At 70.9% G+C, this 22,768-nt stretch carries 24 protein-coding genes; 5 read left to right on the plus strand and 19 right to left on the minus strand.

From position 1 onward, the window contains the following. The first annotated feature begins 175 nt into the window (after positions 1 to 175). The 4 genes from G4G93_RS23760 (at position 176) to G4G93_RS23775 (ending at position 3,768) form a co-directional block, all read left to right on the plus strand. A complete protein-coding gene (locus G4G93_RS23760; protein ID WP_165087859.1) occupies positions 176 to 751 on the plus strand; it encodes a cob(I)yrinic acid a,c-diamide adenosyltransferase in 576 nt (191 codons plus the stop codon). 248 nt (positions 752 to 999) lie between these two features. Then, positions 1,000 to 1,749 carry an electron transfer flavoprotein subunit beta/FixA family protein gene (locus tag G4G93_RS23765; RefSeq protein ID WP_165087862.1) on the plus strand — a complete coding sequence of 250 codons (750 nt, stop codon included), beginning with the start codon at positions 1,000 to 1,002 and terminating at the stop codon, positions 1,747 to 1,749. A gap of 44 nt (positions 1,750 to 1,793) precedes the next feature. Further along, a complete protein-coding gene (locus tag G4G93_RS23770; protein WP_165087865.1) occupies positions 1,794 to 2,744 on the plus strand; it encodes an electron transfer flavoprotein subunit alpha/FixB family protein in 951 nt (316 codons plus the stop codon). Between the two features lie 142 nt (positions 2,745 to 2,886). Further along, positions 2,887 to 3,768, plus strand: coding sequence for a 3-hydroxybutyryl-CoA dehydrogenase (locus G4G93_RS23775; RefSeq protein WP_165087867.1), 882 nt, complete (start codon positions 2,887 to 2,889; stop codon positions 3,766 to 3,768). On the opposite strand, the gene G4G93_RS23780 is transcribed toward G4G93_RS23775, so the two are convergent. The 13 genes from G4G93_RS23780 to G4G93_RS23840 form a co-directional block, all read right to left on the minus strand. After that, on the minus strand, positions 3,735 to 4,268 hold the full coding sequence (locus tag G4G93_RS23780; protein WP_165087870.1) for a hypothetical protein: 534 nt from the start codon (positions 4,266 to 4,268) through the stop codon (positions 3,735 to 3,737). The genes G4G93_RS23775 and G4G93_RS23780 overlap by 34 nt on opposite strands. 149 nt (positions 4,269 to 4,417) lie before the next feature. Then, positions 4,418 to 4,732, minus strand: coding sequence for a hypothetical protein (locus tag G4G93_RS23785; protein WP_165087873.1), 315 nt, complete (start codon positions 4,730 to 4,732; stop codon positions 4,418 to 4,420). Between the two features lie 122 nt (positions 4,733 to 4,854). Beyond that, positions 4,855 to 5,862: an NAD(P)H-quinone oxidoreductase gene (locus G4G93_RS23790; RefSeq protein WP_165087876.1), complete on the minus strand. Its 1,008-nt coding sequence runs from the start codon at positions 5,860 to 5,862 to the stop codon at positions 4,855 to 4,857. 66 nt (positions 5,863 to 5,928) lie between these two features. Next, positions 5,929 to 6,591 carry a uracil phosphoribosyltransferase gene (gene upp, locus G4G93_RS23795; RefSeq protein ID WP_165087974.1) on the minus strand — a complete coding sequence of 221 codons (663 nt, stop codon included), beginning with the start codon at positions 6,589 to 6,591 and terminating at the stop codon, positions 5,929 to 5,931. Positions 6,592 to 6,668: 77 nt separating this feature from the next. Beyond that, positions 6,669 to 7,898, minus strand: a complete 1,230-nt coding sequence (locus G4G93_RS23800) for a URC4/urg3 family protein (RefSeq protein WP_312892246.1) — start codon at positions 7,896 to 7,898, stop codon at positions 6,669 to 6,671. Between the two features lie 39 nt (positions 7,899 to 7,937). Further along, positions 7,938 to 9,188: a GTP cyclohydrolase II gene (locus G4G93_RS23805; RefSeq protein WP_165087881.1), complete on the minus strand. Its 1,251-nt coding sequence runs from the start codon at positions 9,186 to 9,188 to the stop codon at positions 7,938 to 7,940. A 158-nt stretch (positions 9,189 to 9,346) separates the two neighbouring features. Then, the gene (locus tag G4G93_RS23810) at positions 9,347 to 9,772 is read right to left on the minus strand and encodes a DUF2852 domain-containing protein (RefSeq protein WP_165087884.1); all 426 of its coding nucleotides are present in this window, start codon (positions 9,770 to 9,772) and stop codon (positions 9,347 to 9,349) included. 109 nt (positions 9,773 to 9,881) lie between these two features. Then, positions 9,882 to 10,691 carry a molybdate ABC transporter substrate-binding protein gene (locus G4G93_RS23815; protein WP_165087888.1) on the minus strand — a complete coding sequence of 270 codons (810 nt, stop codon included), beginning with the start codon at positions 10,689 to 10,691 and terminating at the stop codon, positions 9,882 to 9,884. A gap of 69 nt (positions 10,692 to 10,760) precedes the next feature. After that, positions 10,761 to 11,621 carry a hopanoid biosynthesis-associated protein HpnK gene (hpnK, locus tag G4G93_RS23820; RefSeq protein ID WP_165087891.1) on the minus strand — a complete coding sequence of 287 codons (861 nt, stop codon included), beginning with the start codon at positions 11,619 to 11,621 and terminating at the stop codon, positions 10,761 to 10,763. 89 nt (positions 11,622 to 11,710) lie between these two features. Beyond that, positions 11,711 to 13,147, minus strand: coding sequence for a hopanoid biosynthesis associated radical SAM protein HpnJ (gene hpnJ, locus G4G93_RS23825; protein WP_165087977.1), 1,437 nt, complete (start codon positions 13,145 to 13,147; stop codon positions 11,711 to 11,713). Between the two features lie 76 nt (positions 13,148 to 13,223). Next, positions 13,224 to 14,408 (minus strand): bacteriohopanetetrol glucosamine biosynthesis glycosyltransferase HpnI, encoded by a 1,185-nt coding sequence (hpnI, locus tag G4G93_RS23830; protein ID WP_165087894.1) that lies wholly within the window; start codon positions 14,406 to 14,408, stop codon positions 13,224 to 13,226. Between the two features lie 158 nt (positions 14,409 to 14,566). After that, the gene (locus G4G93_RS23835; RefSeq protein WP_312892247.1) at positions 14,567 to 15,208 is read right to left on the minus strand and encodes an ABC transporter substrate-binding protein; all 642 of its coding nucleotides are present in this window, start codon (positions 15,206 to 15,208) and stop codon (positions 14,567 to 14,569) included. 4 nt (positions 15,209 to 15,212) lie between these two features. Next, on the minus strand, positions 15,213 to 16,304 hold the full coding sequence (locus G4G93_RS23840) for a lysylphosphatidylglycerol synthase domain-containing protein (RefSeq protein WP_165087897.1): 1,092 nt from the start codon (positions 16,302 to 16,304) through the stop codon (positions 15,213 to 15,215). 429 nt (positions 16,305 to 16,733) lie between these two features. On the opposite strand from G4G93_RS23840, the gene G4G93_RS23845 reads away from it, so the two are divergent. Next, positions 16,734 to 17,798 carry an amidinotransferase gene (locus tag G4G93_RS23845; protein ID WP_246736979.1) on the plus strand — a complete coding sequence of 355 codons (1,065 nt, stop codon included), beginning with the start codon at positions 16,734 to 16,736 and terminating at the stop codon, positions 17,796 to 17,798. Between the two features lie 121 nt (positions 17,799 to 17,919). Here the strand turns inward: G4G93_RS23845 and G4G93_RS23850 are convergent, their stop codons facing one another. The 6 genes from G4G93_RS23850 to G4G93_RS23875 form a co-directional block, all read right to left on the minus strand. After that, a complete protein-coding gene (locus G4G93_RS23850) occupies positions 17,920 to 18,807 on the minus strand; it encodes a DUF3313 domain-containing protein (protein WP_165087903.1) in 888 nt (295 codons plus the stop codon). Between the two features lie 241 nt (positions 18,808 to 19,048). Then, positions 19,049 to 19,837 (minus strand): SDR family NAD(P)-dependent oxidoreductase, encoded by a 789-nt coding sequence (locus tag G4G93_RS23855; RefSeq protein ID WP_165087905.1) that lies wholly within the window; start codon positions 19,835 to 19,837, stop codon positions 19,049 to 19,051. A 113-nt stretch (positions 19,838 to 19,950) separates the two neighbouring features. Then, the gene (locus G4G93_RS23860) at positions 19,951 to 20,154 is read right to left on the minus strand and encodes a hypothetical protein (RefSeq protein ID WP_165087908.1); all 204 of its coding nucleotides are present in this window, start codon (positions 20,152 to 20,154) and stop codon (positions 19,951 to 19,953) included. Positions 20,155 to 20,283: 129 nt separating this feature from the next. Then, positions 20,284 to 20,889, minus strand: a complete 606-nt coding sequence (locus G4G93_RS23865; protein WP_165087911.1) for a glutathione S-transferase family protein — start codon at positions 20,887 to 20,889, stop codon at positions 20,284 to 20,286. 166 nt (positions 20,890 to 21,055) lie between these two features. Then, positions 21,056 to 22,261 carry an alpha/beta hydrolase gene (locus G4G93_RS23870; protein WP_165087914.1) on the minus strand — a complete coding sequence of 402 codons (1,206 nt, stop codon included), beginning with the start codon at positions 22,259 to 22,261 and terminating at the stop codon, positions 21,056 to 21,058. Positions 22,262 to 22,430: 169 nt separating this feature from the next. Further along, a complete protein-coding gene (locus G4G93_RS23875) occupies positions 22,431 to 22,643 on the minus strand; it encodes a NepR family anti-sigma factor (RefSeq protein WP_165087916.1) in 213 nt (70 codons plus the stop codon). Positions 22,644 to 22,768 lie beyond the last annotated feature (125 nt).

A 22,768-nucleotide genomic window follows, 5' to 3' on the forward strand; every position in this document is an offset into this window, starting at 1 on the left:
CGGCCCGAGGGCCGGCGCGGCGACGCGGGAGCGTCTTCCGGGAAAGAGGGTACCGGCTCGTCGCAGGAAATGCGGCTGGACCAAAGGCCTGGAGCAGCGTCCGATTGCAACGCGATCGGGCACTGCTCTAGAACTCGCCGCCGGAGCGGGCGCGCCCGCCGAAGGGAGCCTGCCCGTGGTCGTCCTCAACCGCATCTACACCCGCACCGGCGATTCCGGCACCACGGCGCTCGCCAGCGGCGCACGCCGCTCGAAGGCCGACCTGCGGGTCGAGACCTACGGCACCGTCGACGAGACCAATGCCTGCCTCGGCCTCGCCCGTCTGCACACCACGGGCGACCTCGACGCGATGCTCGGGCGGATCCAGAACGACCTGTTCGATCTCGGTGCCGACCTCGCGACCCCGGAGACCGGCGAACCCCTGTCCTACGAGCCGCTGCGGATCGTGGCGACGCAGGTCGAGCGGGTGGAGCGCGAGATCGACGCGCTCAATGCCGGCCTCTCCCCCTTGCGCTCCTTCGTGCTGCCGGGCGGATCGGCGGCGGCGGCGTCCCTGCACCTCGCCCGTACCGTCTGCCGCCGGGCCGAGCGACTGGCGGTGGCGCTCGCGGGAACGCCCGGCGAGATCGTGTCGCCGGTGGCGATCCAGTATCTCAACCGCCTGTCCGACTTCCTGTTCGTCGCCGCCCGGATCGCCAATGACGGCGGGGCCGCCGACGTCCTGTGGGTGCCCGGCAAGACCCGCACCTGAAGAACCGCCCCTGGAGATCCGCACCCGAGCACCCGCAGCCGAGCCGCCGCGCGCCTGGACCGCCGCGGCTCGGCCTCCCCGCCGAGCCCCGCGCCGGACGCTGGGGGAGCCGCCTTCCGGCTGCGTTGACAAGTCGGAAAATCGGCCGTTACGGTCCGCGCACCTTGCTGCATATCGGGGATGATCGCGGACCGGCCGAGGGAGGGCCCGGCCGCGATCGTCTCTCCGTCCTGAAGGATGCGACGATCATGAAGGTCCTGGTGCCCGTCAAGCGGGTGGTCGACTACAACGTCAAGATCCGGGTCAAGCCGGACGGCTCGGGCGTCGAGCTCGCCAACGTCAAGATGTCGATGAACCCCTTCGACGAGATCGCCGTCGAGGAGGCGATCCGTCTCAAGGAGAAGGGCAAGGTCACCGAGATCGTCGCGGTCTCGATCGGCCCGCAGGCCGCCCAGGAGACGATCCGCACCGCGCTCGCCATGGGCGCCGACCGCGGCATCCTGGTCAAGACCGATGCCGCCGTCGAGCCGCTCGCCGTCGCCAAGCTCCTCAAGGCGCTGGTGGAGAAGGAGAGCCCGGATCTCGTCATCCTCGGCAAGCAGGCGATCGACGACGATTCGAACCAGACCGGCCAGATGCTCGCCGCCCTGCTCGGCTGGCCGCAGGGCACGTTCGCGTTCAAGCTCGAAGTGGCCGAGGGCAGCCTCGACGTGACCCGCGAGATCGACGGCGGCCTGCAGACCCTGAACCTGCAACTGCCGGCGATCGTCACGACGGACCTGCGCCTCAACGAGCCGCGCTACGCGTCGCTCCCCAACATCATGAAGGCGAAGAAGAAGCCCCTCGATACGGTGGAGCCGGAGGCGCTCGGTGTCGACGTCGCGCCGCGTCTCAAGGTGCTCAAGACCGTCGAGCCGGGCGGCCGCAAGGCCGGCGTCAAGGTCGCCAGCGCCGCCGAACTCGTCAACAAGCTGAAGGTCGAGGCCGGCGTCCTCTGACGAGGACGCACGGGCATCCCTGAGACAGGAAGGAACGACACGCCATGACCACCCTCCTGCTGGTCGAGCATGCCGGCGGCGCCGTGAAGGACGCCAGCACCAAGGCCTTGACGGCGGCCAAGCAACTGGGCGCTCCGGTCCACGCCCTCGTGGTCGGCGCCGACGCGCAGGGCGCGGCCGAGGCCGCCGCCAAGCTCGACGGGGTCGAGAAGGTGCTGGTGGCCTCCGACGCCGCCTACGACCACCTCCTCGCCGAGCCGACCGCCGCCCTGGTGGCGGGGCTGGCCGGCGCCTACGACACCGTGATCGCCGCCGCCTCGACCGAGGGCAAGAACGTGCTGCCGCGCGTCGCCGCCCTCCTCGACGTCGCCCAGATCTCGGACATCATCAAGGTGGTCGGCCCCGACACCTTCGAGCGGCCGATCTACGCCGGCAACGCGATCCAGACCGTGCAGGCGACCGACGCCAAGCGGGTGATCACGGTGCGCACCGCCGCCTTCCAGGCGACGCCCGAGGGCAGCGCAGCCGCTCCCGTCGAGGCCGCGCCCGCGGCGGCCGCCCCCGAGGCGAAGTCGTCGTTCAAGGGCGAGGAGATCGCCAAGTCCGACCGTCCTGAGCTGGCGGGTGCCCGGATCATCGTGTCGGGCGGCCGCTCGCTCGGATCGGCCGACAAGTTCAAGGAGCTGATCGAGCCGCTGGCCGACTCGCTCGGAGCCGCGGTCGGCGCGTCGCGCGCGGCGGTGGATGCCGGCTACGCCCCGAACGACTGGCAGGTCGGCCAGACCGGCAAGGTCGTGGCGCCGGACCTCTACGTCGCGGTCGGCATCTCGGGGGCGATCCAGCACCTCGCCGGCATGAAGGACTCGAAGGTCATCGTCGCCATCAACAAGGACGAGGAAGCGCCGATCTTCCAGGTCGCCGATTACGGCCTGGTCGGCGACCTCTTCCAGGTCGTGCCGGACCTCCAGCAGGAAATCGCCAAGGCCAAGGGCTGACGGCGACCGGTAAGGACCATCGCTCCCTGCGCGGCGCGCGGGGAGCGGCACAAAGGGCCGGGCTTCGCTGGAACCCTTCGCATCTGCGAAGCCGCGATGGTAGGAACGCTCGGGGATCGGCGCGGCGAGAAGGCAGGGTGTGATGGGCATCGAGATCAAGACGGTCGGCATCATCGGGGCCGGTCAGATGGGCAGCGGCATCGCCCATGTCTGCTCCCTGGCCGGGCTCGACGTGCGGATGAACGACCGCGATCCCGAGCGCCTGAAGAACGGGCTGGCCACCGTCAACGGCAACCTGCAGCGCCAGGTCTCGAAGGGCGCGATCACCGAGGGCCAGCGCCGCGACGCGATCGAGCACATCATCGCGGTCGATTCGTTCGACGATTTCGGCCCTTGCGACCTCGTGATCGAGGCGGCCACCGAGGACGAGGCGATCAAGCGCAGCATCTTCAGCGCGTTGTGTCCGTCGCTGCGGCCCGAGACGATGGTGGCGACCAACACCTCGTCGATCTCGATCACCCGGCTCGCCGCCTCGACCGACCGGCCCGAGCGCTTCATCGGCATCCACTTCATGAACCCGGTGCCGGTGATGCAGCTCGTCGAGCTGATCCGCGGCATCGCCACCGAGGATCCGACCTACGAATCGGCCAAGGCCTTCGTGAAGCGCCTCGGCAAGATCGTGACGGTGTCGGAGGACTTCCCGGCCTTCATCGTCAACCGCATCCTGCTGCCGATGATCAACGAGGCGATCTACACCCTCTACGAGGGCGTCGGCTCGGTCGATTCGATCGACACCGCGATGCGGCTCGGCGCCAACCACCCGATGGGCCCGCTCCAGCTCGCCGACTTCATCGGCCTCGATACCTGCCTGTCGATCATGCAGGTGCTCTACGAGGGCCTGGCCGATTCGAAATACCGCCCCTGCCCGCTCCTGGTGAAATACGTCGAGGCCGGCTGGCTCGGCCGCAAGACCAAGCGCGGCTTCTACGATTACCGCGGCGCGGAGCCGGTGCCGACCCGTTGAGGCACCGCCTCGGCCCGGGCTTGCGGCCGCCGCATGATGCGCGGTCGCCAGACCCCTAAGCCCACGTTCAGCGTCGCGATCGCCAGCAGCACCCACAAGGTCCCGCGCTCGGCTCCGAGCGACCCGGCCAATGTTGCCGGATCGACGCGGCCGAGCAGTGCGGCTACCGCGCGGTCGGCCTCGAGCTGCATCGGTCCCTGGACGCCGACGAAACCGTATTCGAACATCAGCACGCCGGTGGCGAGCTTCACCCAGGCCCAGCCGGCGTTCTGGAACGCCCGGTTGAGCGCGATCGCCAAGAGGCCCGCCACCAGCATCAGGGCCAGCGACGGCAGGAACACCCAGGTCGCCACAGCCGCCATCGCCCCGCGCATCAGGGCGTAGCCGGCGAGTGCCGAAGATGGCGGTGGAACCACACCCAGCATCACGACCAGGGACGCCATCGCGCCCATCAGCCCGACGGCTCCCATCGTGTGAAGGAACTTCATCAAGCGTCGCATCGCGACGGCTCCACCCTGGCAACCTCCCGACACCCTACGAACAGCGCGATGCCGGCGGGGATCACATTCCCGTGCCGATCGGGGGTCCGGAACGGCGAAGGGCCGCTTCCCTCCCGAGAAGCGGCCCTTCGCGCATCGGACGTTGACCCTTACTTCGCGTTGGTCGAGCCGGTCGACTTCGGCTCCGCCGGGCTCGGATAGGCCGGGTTGCCGGCCGGCACGGCTGCGCTGTTGGACGACGACGTACCGCCGCTGCCATTGGCCGAGCCGGTGATCTGCTGGCGCGAGGCATCCTGGCTCTGGCTGGCGTAGTCCTTGGGCGAGTTGGCGCCGTTCCAGCTCAGCAAGCCGACCATGGCGATCGCCAGGAGGGCGAGACTGCCGAGCAGCACGTAGAGGACGGGGCGGCCCTTCGCGCCCTGGCGGGCCGCGGTCGGGGTCTCGACGGTGCGGTTGGGATCCATGGGGAACCTCGCTTGCGGGCCCGGCGGATAGGCCGGGCGATGATCGGTGTCGTGGTGCCAACGTCACCGATCGGCCGAGGTTCCTCGCACGCCCGGATGTCGCGGGCGCTCCCGGTCCGGCTCTACTTGCCGGTCAGCAGCATGATCTTGCCGAGATGGGCGCTCGATTCCATCAGCTCGTGCGCGGCCCGCGCCTCGTCCAGCTGGAAAGTGGCGTGGATCACCGGCTTGACGGTCCCGGCCTCCAGCAGCGGCCAGACCTCCCGGCGCAGGCCGTCGGCGATGGCGGCCTTCTGGGCGACGGTGCGGGGGCGCAAGGTCGAGCCGGTCACGGTGAGGCGCCGGATCATCACCGGGGTCAGGTTGAGGTTCTCCGCCATGAAGCCCTGCAGGAAGGCGATGATGACGAGCCGCCCTTCCAGCGCCAGCGACTTCACGTTCCGCTCGAGATAGGCGGCGCCCACCATGTCGAGGATCACGTCGACGCCCTTGCCGTCGGTCAGGCGCTTCACCTCCGCGGCGAAGTCGGCCTCGCGGTAGTTGATGGCGTGGTCGGCGCCGAGGGATTCGCAGAAGGCGCATTTCTCCGCCGAGCCGGCGGTGGCGTAGACCGTGGCGCCGAACTGCTTCGCGAGCTGGATCGCCGTCGAGCCGATGCCGCTCGACCCGCCATGGACCAGGAAGCGCTCGCCCTTCTGCAGGCGGCCGCGCTCGAACACGTTGGTCCAGACCGTCCAGTAATTCTCCGGCAGGCCCGCCGCCTCGACGAGCGAGAGCGGGCCGGGCTTCGGCAGGCACAGCGACGCGTCGGCGAGGCAGTACTCGGCATAGCCGCCGCTGATCGTCAGCGCGCAGACCTCCTGGCCCTCGGCGAGATCCGCGACGCCCTCGCCCAGGGCGACGATGCGGCCGGCGATCTCCAGCCCCGGCACCTCGGTGGCGCCGGGCGGCGGCGGGTACTTGCCGGCGCGCTGCTGGCAATCGGGCCGGTTCACGCCGGCCGCCACGACCTCCACCAGCACCTGGCCCGGCCCCGGGCGCGGCACCGGCACGGTCTCGATCCCGATCACCTCCGGCCCGCCGGCCCCGTTGAAGCGGACTTGGCGCATGGTGGCGGGGATCGACGGCATGGGGTGGCTCCGTGTTGCCGGGGTGTGGCCCCTTACCTGCCGCGGGGCGGCGCGACCGGCAAGGGGTCAGCGCGTCCCGTACATCCGGTCGCCGGCATCCCCGAGGCCCGGCAGGATGTAGCCGTGCTCGTTCAGATGGCTGTCAATCGCCGCGGTCCAGACCGGGACGTCGGGATGCGCGCCCTGGAACTTGGCGATCCCTTCCGGCGCGGCGAGCAGGCAGACGAAGCGCAGGTCGCGGGCGCCGCGCTCCTTCAGCCGGTCGACCGCGGCGACGGCCGAGTTCGCCGTCGCCAGCATCGGATCGAGGACCAGCACGGTGCGGTCGGCGAGGTCGGACGGGGCCTTGAAGTAGTATTCCACCGCTTCGAGCGAGTCCGGATCGCGGTAGAGCCCGACATGGGCGACGCGGGCCGAGGGCAGGAGCGACAGCATCCCGTCGAGGAAGCCGACGCCGGCGCGCAGGATCGGTGCCAGGACGAGCTTCTTGCCGGCGATCTGCGAACCCTGCATCTTGACCATCGGGGTCTCGATCTCGACCGGCTCCAGCGGCAGGTCGCGGGTGACCTCGTAGGCGAGCAGCATCCCGATCTCGTTCAGGAGCTGGCGGAAGCCCTTGGTGGAGCGGGCCTTGTCCCGCATCAGGGTCAACTTGTGCTGCACCAGCGGGTGATCGACCACCGTCACCGGCGCCACCCCCGTCTCCCCGCGCGCACCCGCACCCTGCATCGCCGTCTCCTTGGTCACGAACCCACTCGCACGATCGCACGCGACTGGCGCACTCGCCTCGCGCACTCGACTTGAACTCAGAATACCGTGCCGTCGCTCGCGATCGCCAGCGGCGGCGCGCCCTCCGGCCGCAAGGACTTGGCCAGGCGCCGGCCGGTGGCCCAGGTGCCGCCCTCCAGCACCTTGGCGAGCGGCAGCTCGGCCGGATCCTCGATCTCGAGCCGCTCGCGCACCAGGGGCGCCAGCCGGTCGAGGAGCGCCACGGTAAGCGCCCGCCACTCGACGACGAGGCGCGAATCGACGGCGTGGGCCTGCCTGGCCTCCTCGGGCCGGCGAAGCGCCAGCACCCCGGTATCGAGGAACAGGCCGCCGTTGCGGTATTCGGGCAGGCCGGTCAGCGCATCGAGGCCGGTGACGGTCAGGCCCGCCTCCTCCAGCGGCTCGAGCAGCGAATAGGCCAGCCACTGCGACAGCTTGTGGAACGGCACCAGCCCCTCCGCCGGCCCGGCCCCGCCGGCGAGCGGATGGCGCCAGGTATCCCCCAGATCGACGCCGTCGAGGACGATGCGCCCGGGCCAGATCGGCCCGAGATGGGTCAGCAGCACCTCCAGCACCGTCTCGGCCGCCACCTCGCCGTCCTTGGCCCTCGCCTTGATGCGGTCGAACAGGAAGCCGGGCCGGGCATCCGGCCCGAAGCCCTCGGGATCGGCCGCCGCGACCTGGCCGAGGCGGTTGAGGAGCGCGGTGCGGCCGGACAGGCCGACGAGGGGGTTGGTCGGCGAGACCTGGAAGCCGTCGGCGAGCTCGGCTTCGGTCAGGCTCGCCAGGGCGCGGGCATCGGCGCGGAACGGGTCCTCGGGCGCGGAGGAAAACAGCCCGGACACGAACATGTCGAAGCTCGCCACCGCCAGCCCCTCGGAGCGGGCATAGGTCTCGCCGGTGCGGCCCTCCTCGTAGCGCCAGGTCGGGCCGGCGCCGGCATCGAGGAGCACGCTCACCACCACGAGGTCGAAGGCGGCACGGGCCTGCTCCGCCGGGTCCTCGAAGGGCGCGGCATGGACGAGGGAGCCCCAGCGCTCGAACCCGCCGACCGAGAAGTGGCGCCAGCGGGCATGGTAGGGGATGGCGAGGTCCGGATAGGCTTCGCGGATGGTCTCGACCACCGCGTCGGCGCAAGGACCCAGACGGTCGAGATCGACCACGAAATGGTCGAGCCGCCCGTCGAGCCCGGCCTGGAGCAGGGTCTCGGCGCGGGCGCGCACCGCCCGGGCCGAGAGCAGGCTGCGGGCGGTCGAAAACTCAGGCACGGGCATCTCCAGGAATCGTTCGCGCGACCGTCGGCGATGTCAGAACCGCTCGAGGTCGCGGCCCTTCACGGCGTCGAGGTGTTCGGCGGTGCCGTCGGGCGCGTAATAGCCTGCCGCCTTCTTGGCTTCCATCTCCACCGAGGCATCCGGCGGGATCAGCTCCGGCGGGATCGGCACCCGCTCGCCGACCTCGATGCCCGATCCGGTGATGGCGTCGTACTTCATGTTCGACATCGACATCAGCCGGTCGATGCGGCGGATGCCGAGCCAGTGCAGCACGTCCGGCATCAGCTGCTGGAAGCGGGCATCCTGCACCCCGGCGACGCATTCGGTGCGCTCGAAATAGGTGGCGGCGGAATCGCCCCCCTCCTGGCGCTTGCGGGCGTTGTAGACCAGGAACTTGGTCACCTCGCCGAGAGCCCGCCCCTCCTTGCGGTTGTAGACGATGACGCCGGTGCCGCCGGCTTGCGCCTCGCGCACGCATTCCTCGATGCCGTGGGTGAGGTAGGGCCGGCAGGTGCAGATGTCGGAGCCGAACACGTCCGAGCCGTTGCACTCGTCGTGGACGCGGCAGGCGATGCGCCGGCGCGGATCGGACAGGCCGGCCACGTCGCCCATCACGTAGACGGTGCAGCCGCCGATCGGCGGCAGGAAGACCTGGAGGTCGGGGCGCGTGACGAGCTCGGGGAACATGCCGCCGGTCTGCTCGAACAGGGTGCGGCGCAACGCCGTCTCGCTGGTGCCGAAGCGGGCGGCGACGCCGGGCAGGTACCAGACCGGATCGACCGCGATCTTGGTGACCGAGATGTCGCCGGTGGTGTGCAGCACCGTGCCGTCGGCGGCCAGCCGATGGGCGCCCATCGCCGCCAGGATCTCCGGCAGGCTCAGCCGCGCCTTGGTGACCGCGATGGTCGGCCGGATGTCGGTGCCGGTGGTGATCGCATCGCGAAACACCTCGCCGGGCTTATGGCCCCAGGGGTCGAGCGAGACGATCCTGTCCGGGTCGGCCCATTGCGGGTGCGGGCCGATTTCGACCACCGGATGGGTGTTGGTGAGGTCCGGCCGCGCGAGCGGATTCATCGCCCGGCCGGCGATGGCGAGCGCCCGGTAGAGCGAATAGGCCCCGCCATTGGCCCCGATCACGTTGCGGTCGGCCGGGTTGGTCACGGTGCCGATGATCGGCCCCCGCTCGCGCGGGTCGGCGGCGCCCCAGCGGATCGGCCAGCGGGCGGCGCCCGGCTCCGGATGCGAGGTGAGCCGGATATGCGTCGAGCGGTTGGAACTGGTCATGCGGCCGCGCCGTCCTTCAACGGAGAAGGCTCCCCGCGGGGGCCGCGGAGAGCCTGTCGAGTGCTTGACTTGGTGGAGCGTAGACCCGGGCGATTCGGCCCGTCAAGCTCAAGCGGAAGGCGCCCGCCGCCCATCGACCGGGCAGCGGGACCCCCGCGTCAGTAGTTCGAGCCGGCGCGGCGGCGGGCCATGAAGGCGTCGAACTGCTCGCGGTCGCGGGCGCGCTTGAGCTCGTCCACGAACTCGGTGAAGGCGCGGCTCTCCTCCTCGAGGCGGCGGCGCTCCTCTTCGAGACGCTCGATCTCCTTGCGGCGATACTCCTCGAAGGCCCAGTTGCCGCTGTCGTGGCGGGCCGCGCCGAAGCCCGAGAAGCCCGGGAACCCAGTGCGGAAGGACCGTTCGGCGAAGGACTTCATCTCGTTCAGGGCCGGATATCCCATGAGCTTCCACACCACGTAGGCCGCGGCCAACGGCCACGCATAGATGAAACCGATGACGATCGCGCCGATCTCGAGCGAGCGGCGCGGGAACGGGCCATTGCGGCAGGCGCGGCCGCTCGACCAGGGGGCAGAGGAATACGACACGTCACGATCTCCCGCAGGATGTGAATGTGAACGACATTTACATGCGGGGTCGCGGGTACGGTTTCAAGGAGGGGGCGGCGGGGAAAAGTGTGGTGGGTCCGCCAGCGCCTCACGGGCCGGGCGGCGCCATGCCCTTTTCGGAGAGGACCGGCGCGGCCCCGGGACCGGCGAGGTCCCGCAGGAGCGCCGACGCGGCCTCGGCCTCCGCCGCGCCCGCCGGGACGATCCCGGCATAAATCGTCTCGTTCTGTAGCTCCGCCGGGATCGGGCCGACGAGGCGTGCCCCCTCGACGACCAGCAGCTCGCTCGTCTGCTGGAGGGCGAGATCCGCCTCGCCCGTGACGAGGCGCGACGCGGCCAGGCCGCCGCGCACCAGGACGAGCTTGGCCTTCATCCGATCGGCGATGCCGAGGCGCTCGAAGAGGCCCGCGAGGTAGATCCCGCTCGATCCGCCGGATGCGGGATCGACCATCGCCACGCTTCGCGCCCGCAGCAGCGCCGCGCGGAAGCCGTCTACCGTGGCGATGTCGGGCACGGACGCCCCGTCGCGGATGGCGACGCCGATCCCGACCTTGGCGAGCGGCACCGGAGGCGCCCCGGAGAGGCGGCCGTCGCGGATCAGCGCGTCGAGGCCGCCCGGGGTGAGCACCACGAGGTCGGCCCGCGTCCCGTCGCGGATCGCCTGCGCTACGGCGCCTGCCGTCTCGTTGCGGATGGCGACGCGGTGGCCCGTGCGTCGCTCGAAAGCCGGCACCAGCGCCGCCGCCACGGGCTTGTAGGCACCGGTGGTCAGAAGCGTGACCTCGGCCGCCTGCGCCGGCGCGGTCAGGGCGAGCGCGAGGCAGGCGCCGAGGCCCGCGTGTTTCAGGGCCCGGGTCGAGGACTTGAGGGTCCGGGACGAGGTCTTGGCGCGGCGCATGGGCGGAGGCTCCCGGAGAGCGGGCCGCGTGCCCGGCCCTGCCCCATCGGTACCCGAGCCGGTGGCGACTCAGCGAGCGAAATCCGAGAATCCGCCGGTCGCCGCGCCCGATGCCGCCAGCGCCGCCCGGCTCCCGGGCGCCACGAGGGCGGCCAGCTCCGCCGCGTAGGCATAGCCCGGCGCCTCGCCCGGGAAGCCGCCCGCGGTGGCCGGGTGCAGGTAGAGCTCGGTCAGCCCGTCCGGCAGGTGACGCAGCAGGCCCTCGACCCGGGCCGGCGTCATCGCCCCCGACCAGGCGAGGCCGAGAACCCCGTCCGGGGTCAGGAGGCCGGCGCGCCGGGCCCGGGCGCGCAGCAGGGCCGCCCAGGGTGCGGTGTCGAGGGCAAGGCTGAGGCGTGCCCCGGGCTCGGCGCGGCGCAACGCCTCGCGCGATTCCCGCGGCACCCGGATCGCCCGCATCCCGTAGTCGCGCCCGATGCGGAGAACCATCCCGGCGATGATCGGGTGGATGTGGAAGTGCTTGTGCGCGTTGACGTGGTCGAGGGGCAGCCCCGTCGCGCGAAACGCCTCGAACTGCGCCCGGATCTCGGCTGCCAGCTGGCGCCGCGCGCGGACGTTCAGCGCCAGGTCGAGCCCGAGCTTCGCCTGGTCGGCCCGCAAAAGCCCGGCGCCGTCGGTGAGGTCGGGCAGGTCGGCAGCCGGCAGGGTCGGCCAGGCCTCGACCATCACGAGGTGGAGGCCCACCCGCAGGGACGGCAGGGCGCGGGCGCGGGCCACCGCATCGGCGGCGCCGGGTGCCGAGACCATCAGGCTCGCCGCCGTCAGGATGCCCTCGCGGTGGGCCTGCTCCACCGCCGCGTTGACCTCGGTCGAGAGGCCGAAATCGTCCGAGGTGACGACGAGGCGCTTGGCGGTCTCAGATGTGCTCATGCTCGGTCTCTTGACGCGAAAGAGCCTCCCCGTCCGGCCGGACGGGGAGGCTCGCGCCCGCTCTCAAGCGGGGAACGGTTCTGCAGCGATTACGCCGCCTTCTTGGCGACGCCCTGGCGCTCGCGCAGGAAGTGCCAGAACTCGACGCCCTCGCGCAGGCGCCGCTTCATCATGTCGGGCGAGCGCACCATCTCGCTGACGATCGAGGCGATCTTCGGGGCGCGGAAGTAGAACTTCTTGTAGAACTCCTCCACCGAGTTGAAGATCTCGGTGTGGGACAGGTGCGGGTAGTGCAGCGGGGCGATCTGCACGCCGTTCTCGTCCACCAGCTCGGCGTTGTCCTTGTCGAGCCAACCGTTCTCGACCGCCTGCTTGTACAGGAAGGTGCCCGGATAGGGCGCGGCGAGCGAGACTTGGATGGTGTGCGGGTTGATCCGCTTGGCGAAGGCGATCGTCTCCTGGATCGTCTCCCTGGTCTCGCCCGGCAGACCGAGGATGAAGGTGCCGTGGATGGCGATGCCGAGATCGTGGCAATCCTGCGTGAACTTCTCCGCGACCTCGACCCGCATGCCCTTCTTGATGTTGTGCAGGATCTGCTGGTTGCCCGACTCGTAGCCGACCAGCAGTAGGCGCAGGCCGTTCTCCTTCAGGACCTTCAGGGTCTCGCGCGGCACGTTGGCCTTGGCGTTGCACGACCAGGTCACGCCGAGCTTGCCCAGCTCGCGGGCGATTTCTTCCGCGCGGGGCAGGTTGTCGGTGAAGGTGTCGTCGTCGAAGAAGAATTCCTTGGTCTGCGGGAACTCCTTCAGGCAGTACTTGATCTCCTCGATCACGTGCGCGACCGAGCGGGTGCGGTAGGTATGGCCGCCGACCGTCTGCGGCCACAGGCAGAAGGTGCAGCGCGACTTGCAGCCCCGGCCCGAATAGAACGAGATGTAGGGGTGCTTGAGGTAGCCGATGAAGTACTTCTCCATCTCCAGGTCGCGCTTGTAGACCGAGGTCACGAACGGCAGCTGGTCCATGTCGGTCATGATCTCGCGGTCCGGGTTATGGACCACGACACCGTCGGCGTTGCGGTAGGAGAGACCCTTGATTTCCGCCATCGGCACGCCGTCGGCGACCTCCTTGACGGTGAAGTCGAACTCGTTGCGGGCGCAGAAATCGACCACCGGGGCCTGGGCCATCGAGCCGGCGGCGTCCACCGCGACCTTGGCGCCGATCAGGCCGGCGATCAGCTTCGGGTTGGCGGCCTTCAGCGCCTCGATGGTCTTCACGTCCGACTTGAACGACGGCACCGAGGTGTGCAGCACCACGAGGTCGAAATCGTTGGCCTGGGCCACGATCTCCGGCAGCTTGATGTCGTGCGGCGGCGCATCGATCAGCTTGGAGTTCGGCACCAGGGCGGCCGGCTGGGCGAGCCAGGTCGGGTACCAGAACGACTTGATCTCGCGCTTGGCCTGGTAGCGCGAGCCGGCGCCGCCGTCGAAGCCGTCGAAGGTGGGGGCCTGGAGGAAGAGGGTCCGCATCATCGGGAGGATCGTCTCTTGAGGAGAGGAGGCCGCGGACGCGGCCGGTGGGGCCGCTTGGCGGCCCGATGAGTTTTCAAGTCGAGGGAGCGCCGGACTCGCGGGCGAGGCCGGGTTCCGGGATCAGCGTGCCGTCCGCAACGACCCGATAATCATGACCTTTCCAAGTCACGGCGCCGGAGACGAAGCACCAGGCGAAGCCGGCGAAGGACAGGACGTCACGAATCGGCAACAGCCAGTACGGGTGCGGCTCGAGGCCGAAGGCCCGCTCGATCCGCGCGCACAGCACGATCCGGCAGGCGAGCGCGAGGGCCGCGGTGGCGAGCGTGTAAACCCCGGCATCCGGCAGCAACGCCGCGATCAGCGCCAGCGGCACCGCGTGGGTGACGAGCGTGCCGGCATAGCCGACCGGATCGAGGTTGCGGATGGTGCGGTTCCAGCGGGTCTCGTGCCGCCACAGGCCGGCGAGCGAGGTGTCGACGCAGGTGTGCCCGATGGTGAAGCTCGGGATCGCCACGAGGCCGCCCTGCGCCCGCAAAGCCGCCCCGAGGGCGTAATCGTCGGCGAGGTCGTTGCGGATCGCCTCGAAGCCGCCGATGCGCGCGAGCAGCTCGGTGCGGAACGCGATCGTCGAGCCGAAGCACGGATCGGCGAGGCCCAGGGACGTGCCCATCAGCACGTTGGGCAGGAACTGCGTGTCGATGGCGAGCGCCGAGAGGTGGGCCCACACGCCGCGATTGGCCGGGACGCCATGGTAGAGGCAGGTGACGCCGGCGACGCCCGGCTGGGCCAGCTCGGCGACGAGGCGTTCCAGGTAGTCGGGCGCCACCACCATGTCGCTGTCGGCCAGCACCACGACCTCGTGGGCGATCAGGCCGCCCATGTTGATCAGGTTCGAGACCTTGCGGTTCGCGCCGTGCTGGCGGGCGTCGATCACGAGGTCGATGCGCAAGGACGGGTGCTCGGCCTGGAGCCGGTGCACCACGGCGATCGCCGGGTCGGCGGCGGTCTGGACGCCGAAGATCACCTGCACGGCGCCCGCATAGGCCTGGCTGCAGAAGGTGGTGAGGTTGGCGTGCAGGTTCGGCTCGTCGCCGCAGAGCGGCTTGAGCAGCGTCACCGACGGACGGACGGCATCGGGGGCGAGCCGCGGCACCGGGCGGCGGGCGAGACGCCCGGCGAGCCAGGCGGTCGTCAGGCCGTAGACGCATCCGGCGAGCGCCAGGACGAGCAGCAGGGCGGAGATCCAGGTCCATTCCATGGCGAGGGGCGATCCCTGGGAGGAGAGTTGGCGGCGCTATGCGCGGCGGGCTGTCTTGTGGTGGTGAGGCCGTCCGGCGGCCGGTCGGGGATCCGTCGGAGGATCGGGCGGCCGCCGGCATCGGCCGACGGCCCCCGGGGGCCGCCGGACCGCGGATGTCAGGGTTTGGCCTTCGGGGCCGGGGCCGCGAGCATCGTCTCGGTCGATTTCTTCAGGTGGGCGAGCAGGGCGTCGGCCCCGCCCTCCTGCAGCGGCTCCGAGAAGCCGGTGCGCAGGGTGCCGGCCTCGCTGACCGTGCCCTGGAGGAAGACGTCGGTGATGCGGTTCTCGGCGTTCAGCACGTAGTCGACCGGGGAGGTGTCGCCGCTGCCGTCGGTCACCGTGACGTGCACGATGCGCCCCTGGCCGCGGGCCTCGCTCTTCGGGTCGATGGCGAAGGTGCTGCCGCTGGCGGCGCCGAGCCGGGTGGCGTAGGTCGCCGCCAGGTAGGGACCGAAGGCCGCGATCAGCTCCTGCTGCTTCTCGGCCGGGATGTCCTTCCAGCGGGTGCCGACGCCGAGGCGCAGCATCGCCGGCAGGTCGAAGGTCTGCTGCATCGGGCCGGACAGGATCTCGGCCCGCTCGCGCACGGTGCCGGCCTTCAGCGCCGCCTCGAGGGCGTCGGTCATGCGCCGCACGGTGGCGACCGCCGGGTCGCCCTCCCCGCCCGCCGGGGCGGGGGATTGAGCGAGCGCCGGCAGCGCGGCCGGCACGAGGCCGGCGATCGTCAGGCTGCGCAGGATGTCGCGTCGGGTCTGCACCAGGTCACTCTCCTTTGCCGTCAGCGGGCGCCGCGGCGTAGCCGAAGGCGGGCTCGTGAGCCGGGCGCAAGTGGGGACTGCGCGGGCGGATATACGCCCGCAGGGCCGCGCCGAGCCCGGCGACCGGACGACGGCTTTGTTCGGCGTTGCCGTCTTCCATCGCGTGCCAGAGCATCAGGCTCGGCAGGCCGACCGCGAGGTCGGCGAGCCGCTTGATCAGCGATAGGGCGAGCGCCGCCTCGGCCGGGATGCCGAACACCGCGCAGAGCGCGATCAGGCCGCCCTCCTGGGCGCCGAGCGCGCCCGGCACCGCGAAGGCGGCGCCGCGCACGGCCTGCGCCAGGCTCTCGATCACGATCGCCTCGAGGAAGCCGACCTCGTAGCCCATGAAGCGCAGCGCGATCCAGACCTCGAAGGTGCCGATGACCCAGCCGAGCAGATGCGTGCCGATGGCGGTGAGAATGCGGCCGCGGGCGGCGTAGAGGCCGCGCAGGCGCTCGAACAGCACGTCGACCGCGCCGAAGATCCGCCATTCGCGCCCGCCGGCGAAACGGTTGATCGCAGCCTGGAGCAGGCTCTGCCCGAAGCGGCGCTGCACCAGATAGAAGGCCACGAGCGCCGGCGCCGCCACGACGAGGCCCAGGCCCACATAGTGGACGATCGGCCCGTCGCCGCCGAGGGCCACCAGGATGCCGAGGCCGGCCAGCGTGAACAGGAACTGGGTGAGCGCCTGCACCATCAGGTCGACGAGCGTGGAGGCGCCCGAGAGCGCGCCCGGGACCCGGTGCTGTGCGAGGAGGCGTGCGCCGATCAGGTCGCCGCCGACCTGCGCCACGGGGAGCAGCGTGTTGATGCCCTCGCGCACGAAGCGCACGCTGACGCAGGCGCGCAGCAGCGGCCTCTCGCCGCGGGGAAACACCACCCACCAGCCGAGGCCCGCCCAGGCCACGGCCACGAAGCGCGCGACGACGACCAGTACCGCGCCCCAGCCGGACGCCCACAGGGCCGCCGCGACTGCCTCCGGCCCCGAGGAGACGAACAGGCCGATCACGGTGCACAGGCCGGCGATCAGGCCCAGTGTCGTCAGTCGCTTCATGACCCTCTTTCTGTCGCAGCGGCAGCGACCCCGGAGGCGCGCCATTCCGGCAACGGAGGTGAAACAAAGCACTGCCGTTGCATCCCGGCACGTTGCAGCTTTGGTGGGCGCTGTCTATCACCGCCCGGACACAGTGCCGGCGAAACCGGCATGTTCCACCGGCCCGGCGAGCCCACTCAAGCATCGCCGCAAGCTTATGTTATGGCGCAGCTTCCTTGCCCACCGGACCCGGTCGGCGAGGCTCGGATGCGCGCGAGAGAAGGCCGCTCGCGACGGCCGTCAGGGGATGGACGAGGCATGGATCGGGAGACGACCTTCGAGGCCGAGCGCGGCGCGCTCGACACTGCCGCGCACAACTTGGCCGCACACGACTTGACCTCCTTCGGGGAAGGCGGCGCCGGCCGGGCGCCCGCGCCACAATCGCCGGTCATGGCCTGGAACGAGTGGGATCCCCTCGAGGAGGTGATCGTCGGCTCGCTCGACGGCGCCACGATCCCGACCCATCACCTGACGGTGATCTTCAACCTGCCGCGGGCCGCCCAGCCGTTCTACCGGCTCGCCTCCGGCTGGAAGTACCCGAAGTTCATGAAGAAGCTGGCCCAGCAGGAGCTGGACGGCTTCATCAAGATCCTGGCCGGCGAGGGCGTGAAGATCCGCCGCCCGGATTCGGTCGACTTCTCGAAGAAGTTCAAGGCGCCGCGCTGGTCCTCGCGCGGCTTCTGCGTCGCCTGCCCGCGCGATCCGTACCTGGTGATCGGCGACGAGATCATCGAGAGCCCGATGTGCTGGCGCTCGCGCTACTTCGAGGGCGACGCCTACCGCTCGCTGTTCAAGGAATACTTCCGGGCCGGCGCGCGCTGGACCTCGGCGCCGCGGCCGCAGCTCACCGACGACCTCTACAACTACGACTACCGGGTGCCGAACCTGAAGGCCGGCGAGCCGATGCAGTTCACGGTCAACGAGTTCGAGCCGGTCTTCGACGCGGCCGATTTCGTGCGCTGCGGCCGCGACCTGTTCGTGACCCGCTCCAACGTCACGAACCTGATGGGCATCGAGTGGCTGCGCCGCCACCTCGGACCGGGTTTCCGCATCCACGAGATCGAGAGCCGCTGCCCGCAGCCGATGCACATCGATTCGTCGTTCATGCCCCTCGCCCCCGGCAAGGTGCTGGTCAACCCCGACTACATCGACGTCGAGAAGCTGCCGGCGGTGCTCAAGAAGTGGGACGTGCTGATCGCGCCCCGCCCCGACCCCGTCGAGGGCTTCATGAGCAAGATCTCGATGTGCTCGCCCTGGACCTCGATCAACGTGCTCGCCATCGACGAGAAGAAGATCGTGGTCGATGCGAGCCAGCCGACGCTGATCAAGGCGCTCAAGGACTGGGGCTTCGACCCGATCCCGACGCCGTTCCTGTCCTACGGTCCGTTCGGTGGCTCGTTCCACTGCGCCACGCTCGATGTGCGCCGGCGCGGCCCGCTGAAGTCGTACTTCTAGGATCCGGGAGCCCGGCCCGCTTCTGGCGGGCCGGATGCCCCCGCGGATTGCCGAACGCGAAAGGCCCGCCACCTCTCCGTGGCGGGCCTTGTCGTCGGCGCGGGCGAGCCGGTCGTCGTCGTCAGCGCCCGGCGGTCGGTCCCCTGTCGGTCCAGTCCGGCGGCAGGCCGAAGGAATCGCCGATGATGCCGTCGATGCCGGGCGCCCGGCCGAAGGCCTGGCAATCGGGGTCGCGGGGCATCTCGCCGAGCGCCGTCACGCGGATGCGCTCGTAGGTCGGGATGGTGAGCTCGGACTCGAACGGATCCTCGCCGGTGGCGAGGTACGAGCCGAAATCCTGGCCGAAATCGCCGGCGAGGTCGTAGATGTCGGCGACGGGCGAGAAGCGGGCCTGGTTGGTGAAGGAGTTGGCGCCCCCGGCCCACACCATCGCGGCGCGCTGCTGGCGGCGGGCATCCAGGGCCTCGGCCTCGACCGTGAGGTCGCCGAGCCCGATCGGCAGGCGCGGCACCGGCACCTTGCCGATCGTGTCGGCGAAGCCGACGCCGACCTGCGCGGCGATGGTGATCGCCGCCGAAGCGCCGACCGCGACGCCCGAGGCCGGCACGTTGGTCAGGCCGGCCCGGGTGATGCTCGCCCGCACGGTCAGATCGGCGGGGCCGGACGAGACCACGTCGTAGCGCAGGGACAGCTCGTAGCAGAGCGCCCGGTCGGCGGCGTTGGCGACGACCCGGCGCTCCTGATCGGTCACCCCGGGGCCGGAGACCGCCGCCGTGAAGGTGGTCGGGATGATGCGGACGGTCCGCACCCCGGCCATCGCCGCCTTGTCGATGAAGATCCGCGACTTGGTGGCGGTCGCCTCGCTCGATGTCAGGTGATCGTAGCGCGTCAGCAGGCCGGTCTGGGTCAGGACCGGCGTGGCGCAGCCCGCCAGCGCCACCAAACCCGCCATGGCCGCGACGCGGCGGGCGGCCCGCGCGTTCAAGGCAGCCCTGAGTGTCGTCCGCATTCGGTCGCTTTCCCGGATCGCGCGAAGCCGGTTCCGCGGAACCCCCGTCTGGAGGAATCCGGAGGCCGACTCCCGGCGGCGCGAGGCGGACCCGTCCGGATCACGCCGCGCAGTTATACCCTAGAGACTAACCCTCGCCGCCCGGGTCCGAAAGCCGAGCTTGGCGGCAGGGTGCGCTTGGTCCGGCGCTGTAACGCTTCGGCCACATTGTTTCCGCAGGCTGGGGCCCTACCGGCGCGGTTCAGGCCAGGGCCGCCATGCTGCAGCTCTGGCCGCCATCCACAGGCAGGCAGACGCCGGTGATGAAGCGGGCCTCGTCGGAGGCGAGGAACACGGCCGCGTGCGCGATGTCCCAGGCCTCGCCGAGGCGCCCGAGCGGCACCCGGCGGTCGCGGCCGGATTCGGGCGTGCCGGCCCCGCGGCACTCGTCGGCGAGGGTGGTGTCGAGCAGGCCCGGCAGGATCGCGTTGGCGCGGATGCCGTCGCGGGCATACTGCATCGCCACCGAGACGGTGGCCTGGTTCACCGCCGCCTTGGCGGCTGCGTAGGCGAAGGCCGGCGCTCCGGTCCAGCGCACGGACGCCACCGACGAGATGTTGACCACCGCGCCGGACCGCCGCGCCCGCATTCCCGGCAGCACCGCCTTGCAGGTGCGCCAGACCCCGCCGACATTGACCTCGATCGCCCGGCGCCAGGTCTCCTCGTCGAGATCCTCCGGGCCGCCGGCCTCCGGCAGCCCGACATTGTTGTGCAGGATGTCGATGCGGCCGAAGCGGGCCTCGCCGGCGGCCACCGCCTTCGCCACCGCGTCGTAATCGGTGACGTCGGCGCAGAGCGCCACGGCCTCGTTGCCCTCCTCGGCGACGATCTGCGCCGTCTCCTCGGCGGCGGCGAGCCCCCGGTCGACGCAGATCACCTTGGCGCCCTCCCGGGCGAAAGCCACGGCCACGGCCTTGCCGTTGCCCCAGCCGGTCCCGGCGGAGCCCGCCCCGAACACGATCGCGATCTTCCTCAGCAGGCGTGTCGACATGGCCCGGCCTCCCTGATCGCGGGAGAGTCGCGAGAAATGCCGGGTCCGTGCAACGGGCGGCAAAGCAGGGCCGCCAGTCTCGGCCCGCATGGATGGCCGGCGTGACCCGCCGGTCAGGCCTGGACGGCCGCGCCCCGCATCCACCGCCGGGCGGCGAGCGCGAGTGCGAGCGCGAGGACGACCTGCGCGAGGCTGCCCTCCCCCAGATGAGCGTGGCCGAGGCCGGACCGGACCGCCAGGCGGATCGCCAGGCCGGCGGCCCAATAGCCGAGGCAGAAGGTCAGGGCGGCGGAGAGGAGCGCGACGAAATCGTTCATGAGACGTCGTTCCCGGGCGTAGGGCCCACGGTCGAGGACGGAACGGGCGGAGCAAGAGCCGCGCCAACTCCGTCAGTCAGTCCGATCCTCCGCGTGAAGCCAAGCTATCCTTTCAGCCGGTTCCGTCCTTCATTCCGGCCGCGTCGCCTGCATCGACGGGCGCTCGCCGAAGGTGGCGTACCACTCCGCCGCCGCCGGCGCCCGCTCGCGCCAGCCGAGATCGGGCAGGCGCAGGTCGAGGTAACCGAGGGCGCAGCCATACGTGATCGTGGCGATGTCGACCCGCTCGCCGAAGCCGGGCGCCGCGGCGTCGATCCGCCCGAGCGCGTCGACGATCTTCTCGCGTTGTCCGGCGACCCAGGCCGGCGAGCGCTCGCCCTCCTGGCGCACCCGGGTCTCGTAGACGCAGAGCAGGGCCGCATCGAGCAGGCCGTCGCCGGTTGATTGCGCGGCGAGCGCCGTCCAGCGGGCCGGGCCGGGGGCCGGGAAGAACCCACCCTGCCCCAGATGGTCGAGATACTCGCAGATCACCCGGCTGTCGGCCAACGCCGTACCGTCGTCGAGGATGAGGGTCGGCACCTGTGCGAGGGGGTTCTGCGCCCGGATGGTGGCGTCCCGGTTGATCGGGTGGGCGGCCGCCGACAGCAGCTCGATCCGCTCGAACTGCCCCAGCTCGTGGGCGACGACCAGTACCTTGCGGACGAAGGGCGAGGTCTTGGCGTAGAACAGCTTCATGGGGTTCCTCCGGTCTTGTTGATTATGACGCGTCATATCGTGATCTCGTCGACGGGATTTCTCCCCTCGACGTCATCCCGCGGCTCGGCGCAGCCGGGACCCGGGATGACGGCGCTGGAGCGTCGACCCGGGCGACAAGGTCCTCCGTCCCGCGCTCACCCCCCGCTCACTGCCCCCGAGCCGGGGCGCCCGGCTTCGCCGCGGGCTTGCCGGGCGCCGCGGGCGGAGCCGCGTTCGCCGCCGCGGGCTTTGCCGGGGCCGGCGGGCGCGGGGTCTCGACGGAGAGGCGGCGCACCGGCCAGCCGTCGCTCCAGCGCTCCATGTCGATGAAGCGCGGGTTGCTCTTCAGGCTCGTGGCGGTCTGGCCCGAGAAGGCCGCGGCGGCCGCGAGGTCGAAGGTCTTCCAGTAGGCGAGGTAATCGAGGCTGTCCGTGCCGGCGCCGTTGATCTGCCCGACCAGCACGGTCTGCTCGCCGGTGAGGGTCATGTCGGCCGACCACTTGAACGGTGCCGGCTTCTGCTTCGGGTCCGGGGTGGGCAGCTTGATCTGGCCCAAGTCGTAGGCCGGGTTTCCGCCGGCGGGCGAGGCCAGGGTGGCGGAGAGCGCCGGGAAACCGTGATCGTCCGAGAGCGCCCGGACCATCAGCTTGTGGTCGACCGGCACCGCGCTCGCCTCACGCATCACCCGGCGGGCGGCGATGTCGGCGGCCCGGGCGTCGCGGTCGCCGATCACCGTGACGATCAGCGTGGCGGGGTCGATGGCGTTGAGGTCGTGAAGCGCGATGCCGCGGGCCTTGTCGTCCCGGGCGATGCCGCCCGGCATCGCGCCGAAGATCAGCCGCGGCACCGGCAGGCCGGTCTCACGCGCGTGCGCCGCGAGGTTGGCGGCCAGCGGCACGCCGGCGAGGTGGCCGATCAGCGCCACCCGGCCCGTATCGGGCTTGGCTTCCTGGTCGCCGGCAAGCTCGGCGAGCGCGTCCTTGACGAGGTTCGCCGCGATGGTGCTCGCATCGACCGGCCGGGTGCGGCCCACCTCCTGGAAGCGCGGGAACAGCACCAGGTAGCCCGAGCGGGCGAGGTGCTCGATCCAGGAGCCGTAGGCCTGAGGGTTCACGGCGCCCCAGGCGTGCAGCATCACCGCCACCGGCCTCCCCTGAGCGGGGGCGGCGCCGTTGCCGTAATAGGCCAGGGTCACCGCGCCGGCCCGGCCCAGGGCCCGCTTCACCACGGTCGCGGCCAGGTAGGCTTGTCCGCCCGGCCCCTCCTTGGGCTGGGCGGGCGGCGTGGCGGCCCCCGCGCCGGGCGCGCCGCCGAGCACCGCGAGGGCGAGGGCGAGCGGAAGGGCGAGGCGGGTGCGGGTCAGCGAAGGCATGAGGCAGGGGGTCTGGCGTCGGGACGCGCACCCCACACTGTTTCGCGCCCGCACTCAAGGCGTGATCGCGCGGGGCCGACCCGTTCGCACGGCTTGTCGCATCCGCGGTACAGTCACGCGCTCCGCATCGCGAACAGAACCGGAATCCTGCCGCGGCCCGGCCAGTGTTCTAAAGCTGTCCTTGGGGCTCGTCCCCCAGCACCGCGTACAGTCGCTCGACCAGGGCGTCGAGTTCCTGCGGCACCGGCTCGTCGGTGACGGTGGTGTACATCGCCCGCAAGTCGTGTCCGAGCTTGGCCAGCAGCAATGCATCCGCCAGCGATGACGCAGTGGTATGCGTCTGGCCGAAGCTCGCGGCGTGATTGCTCGGAATCAGCTTCATGGCGCGCCAACAGGGAAAAATCCCGGCTCCAGCAAGGACAGCGACGAGACTCGGAGCGCGGATCGGGGACCGCGCGGGGTGAAAAATCGCGCCGAAACACCGGCTCGACAGGAACAACGCGCCTT

Source organism: Methylobacterium sp. DB0501 (genome assembly GCF_011043735.1).
Lineage (GTDB): Bacteria > Pseudomonadota > Alphaproteobacteria > Rhizobiales > Beijerinckiaceae > Methylobacterium > Methylobacterium alsaeris.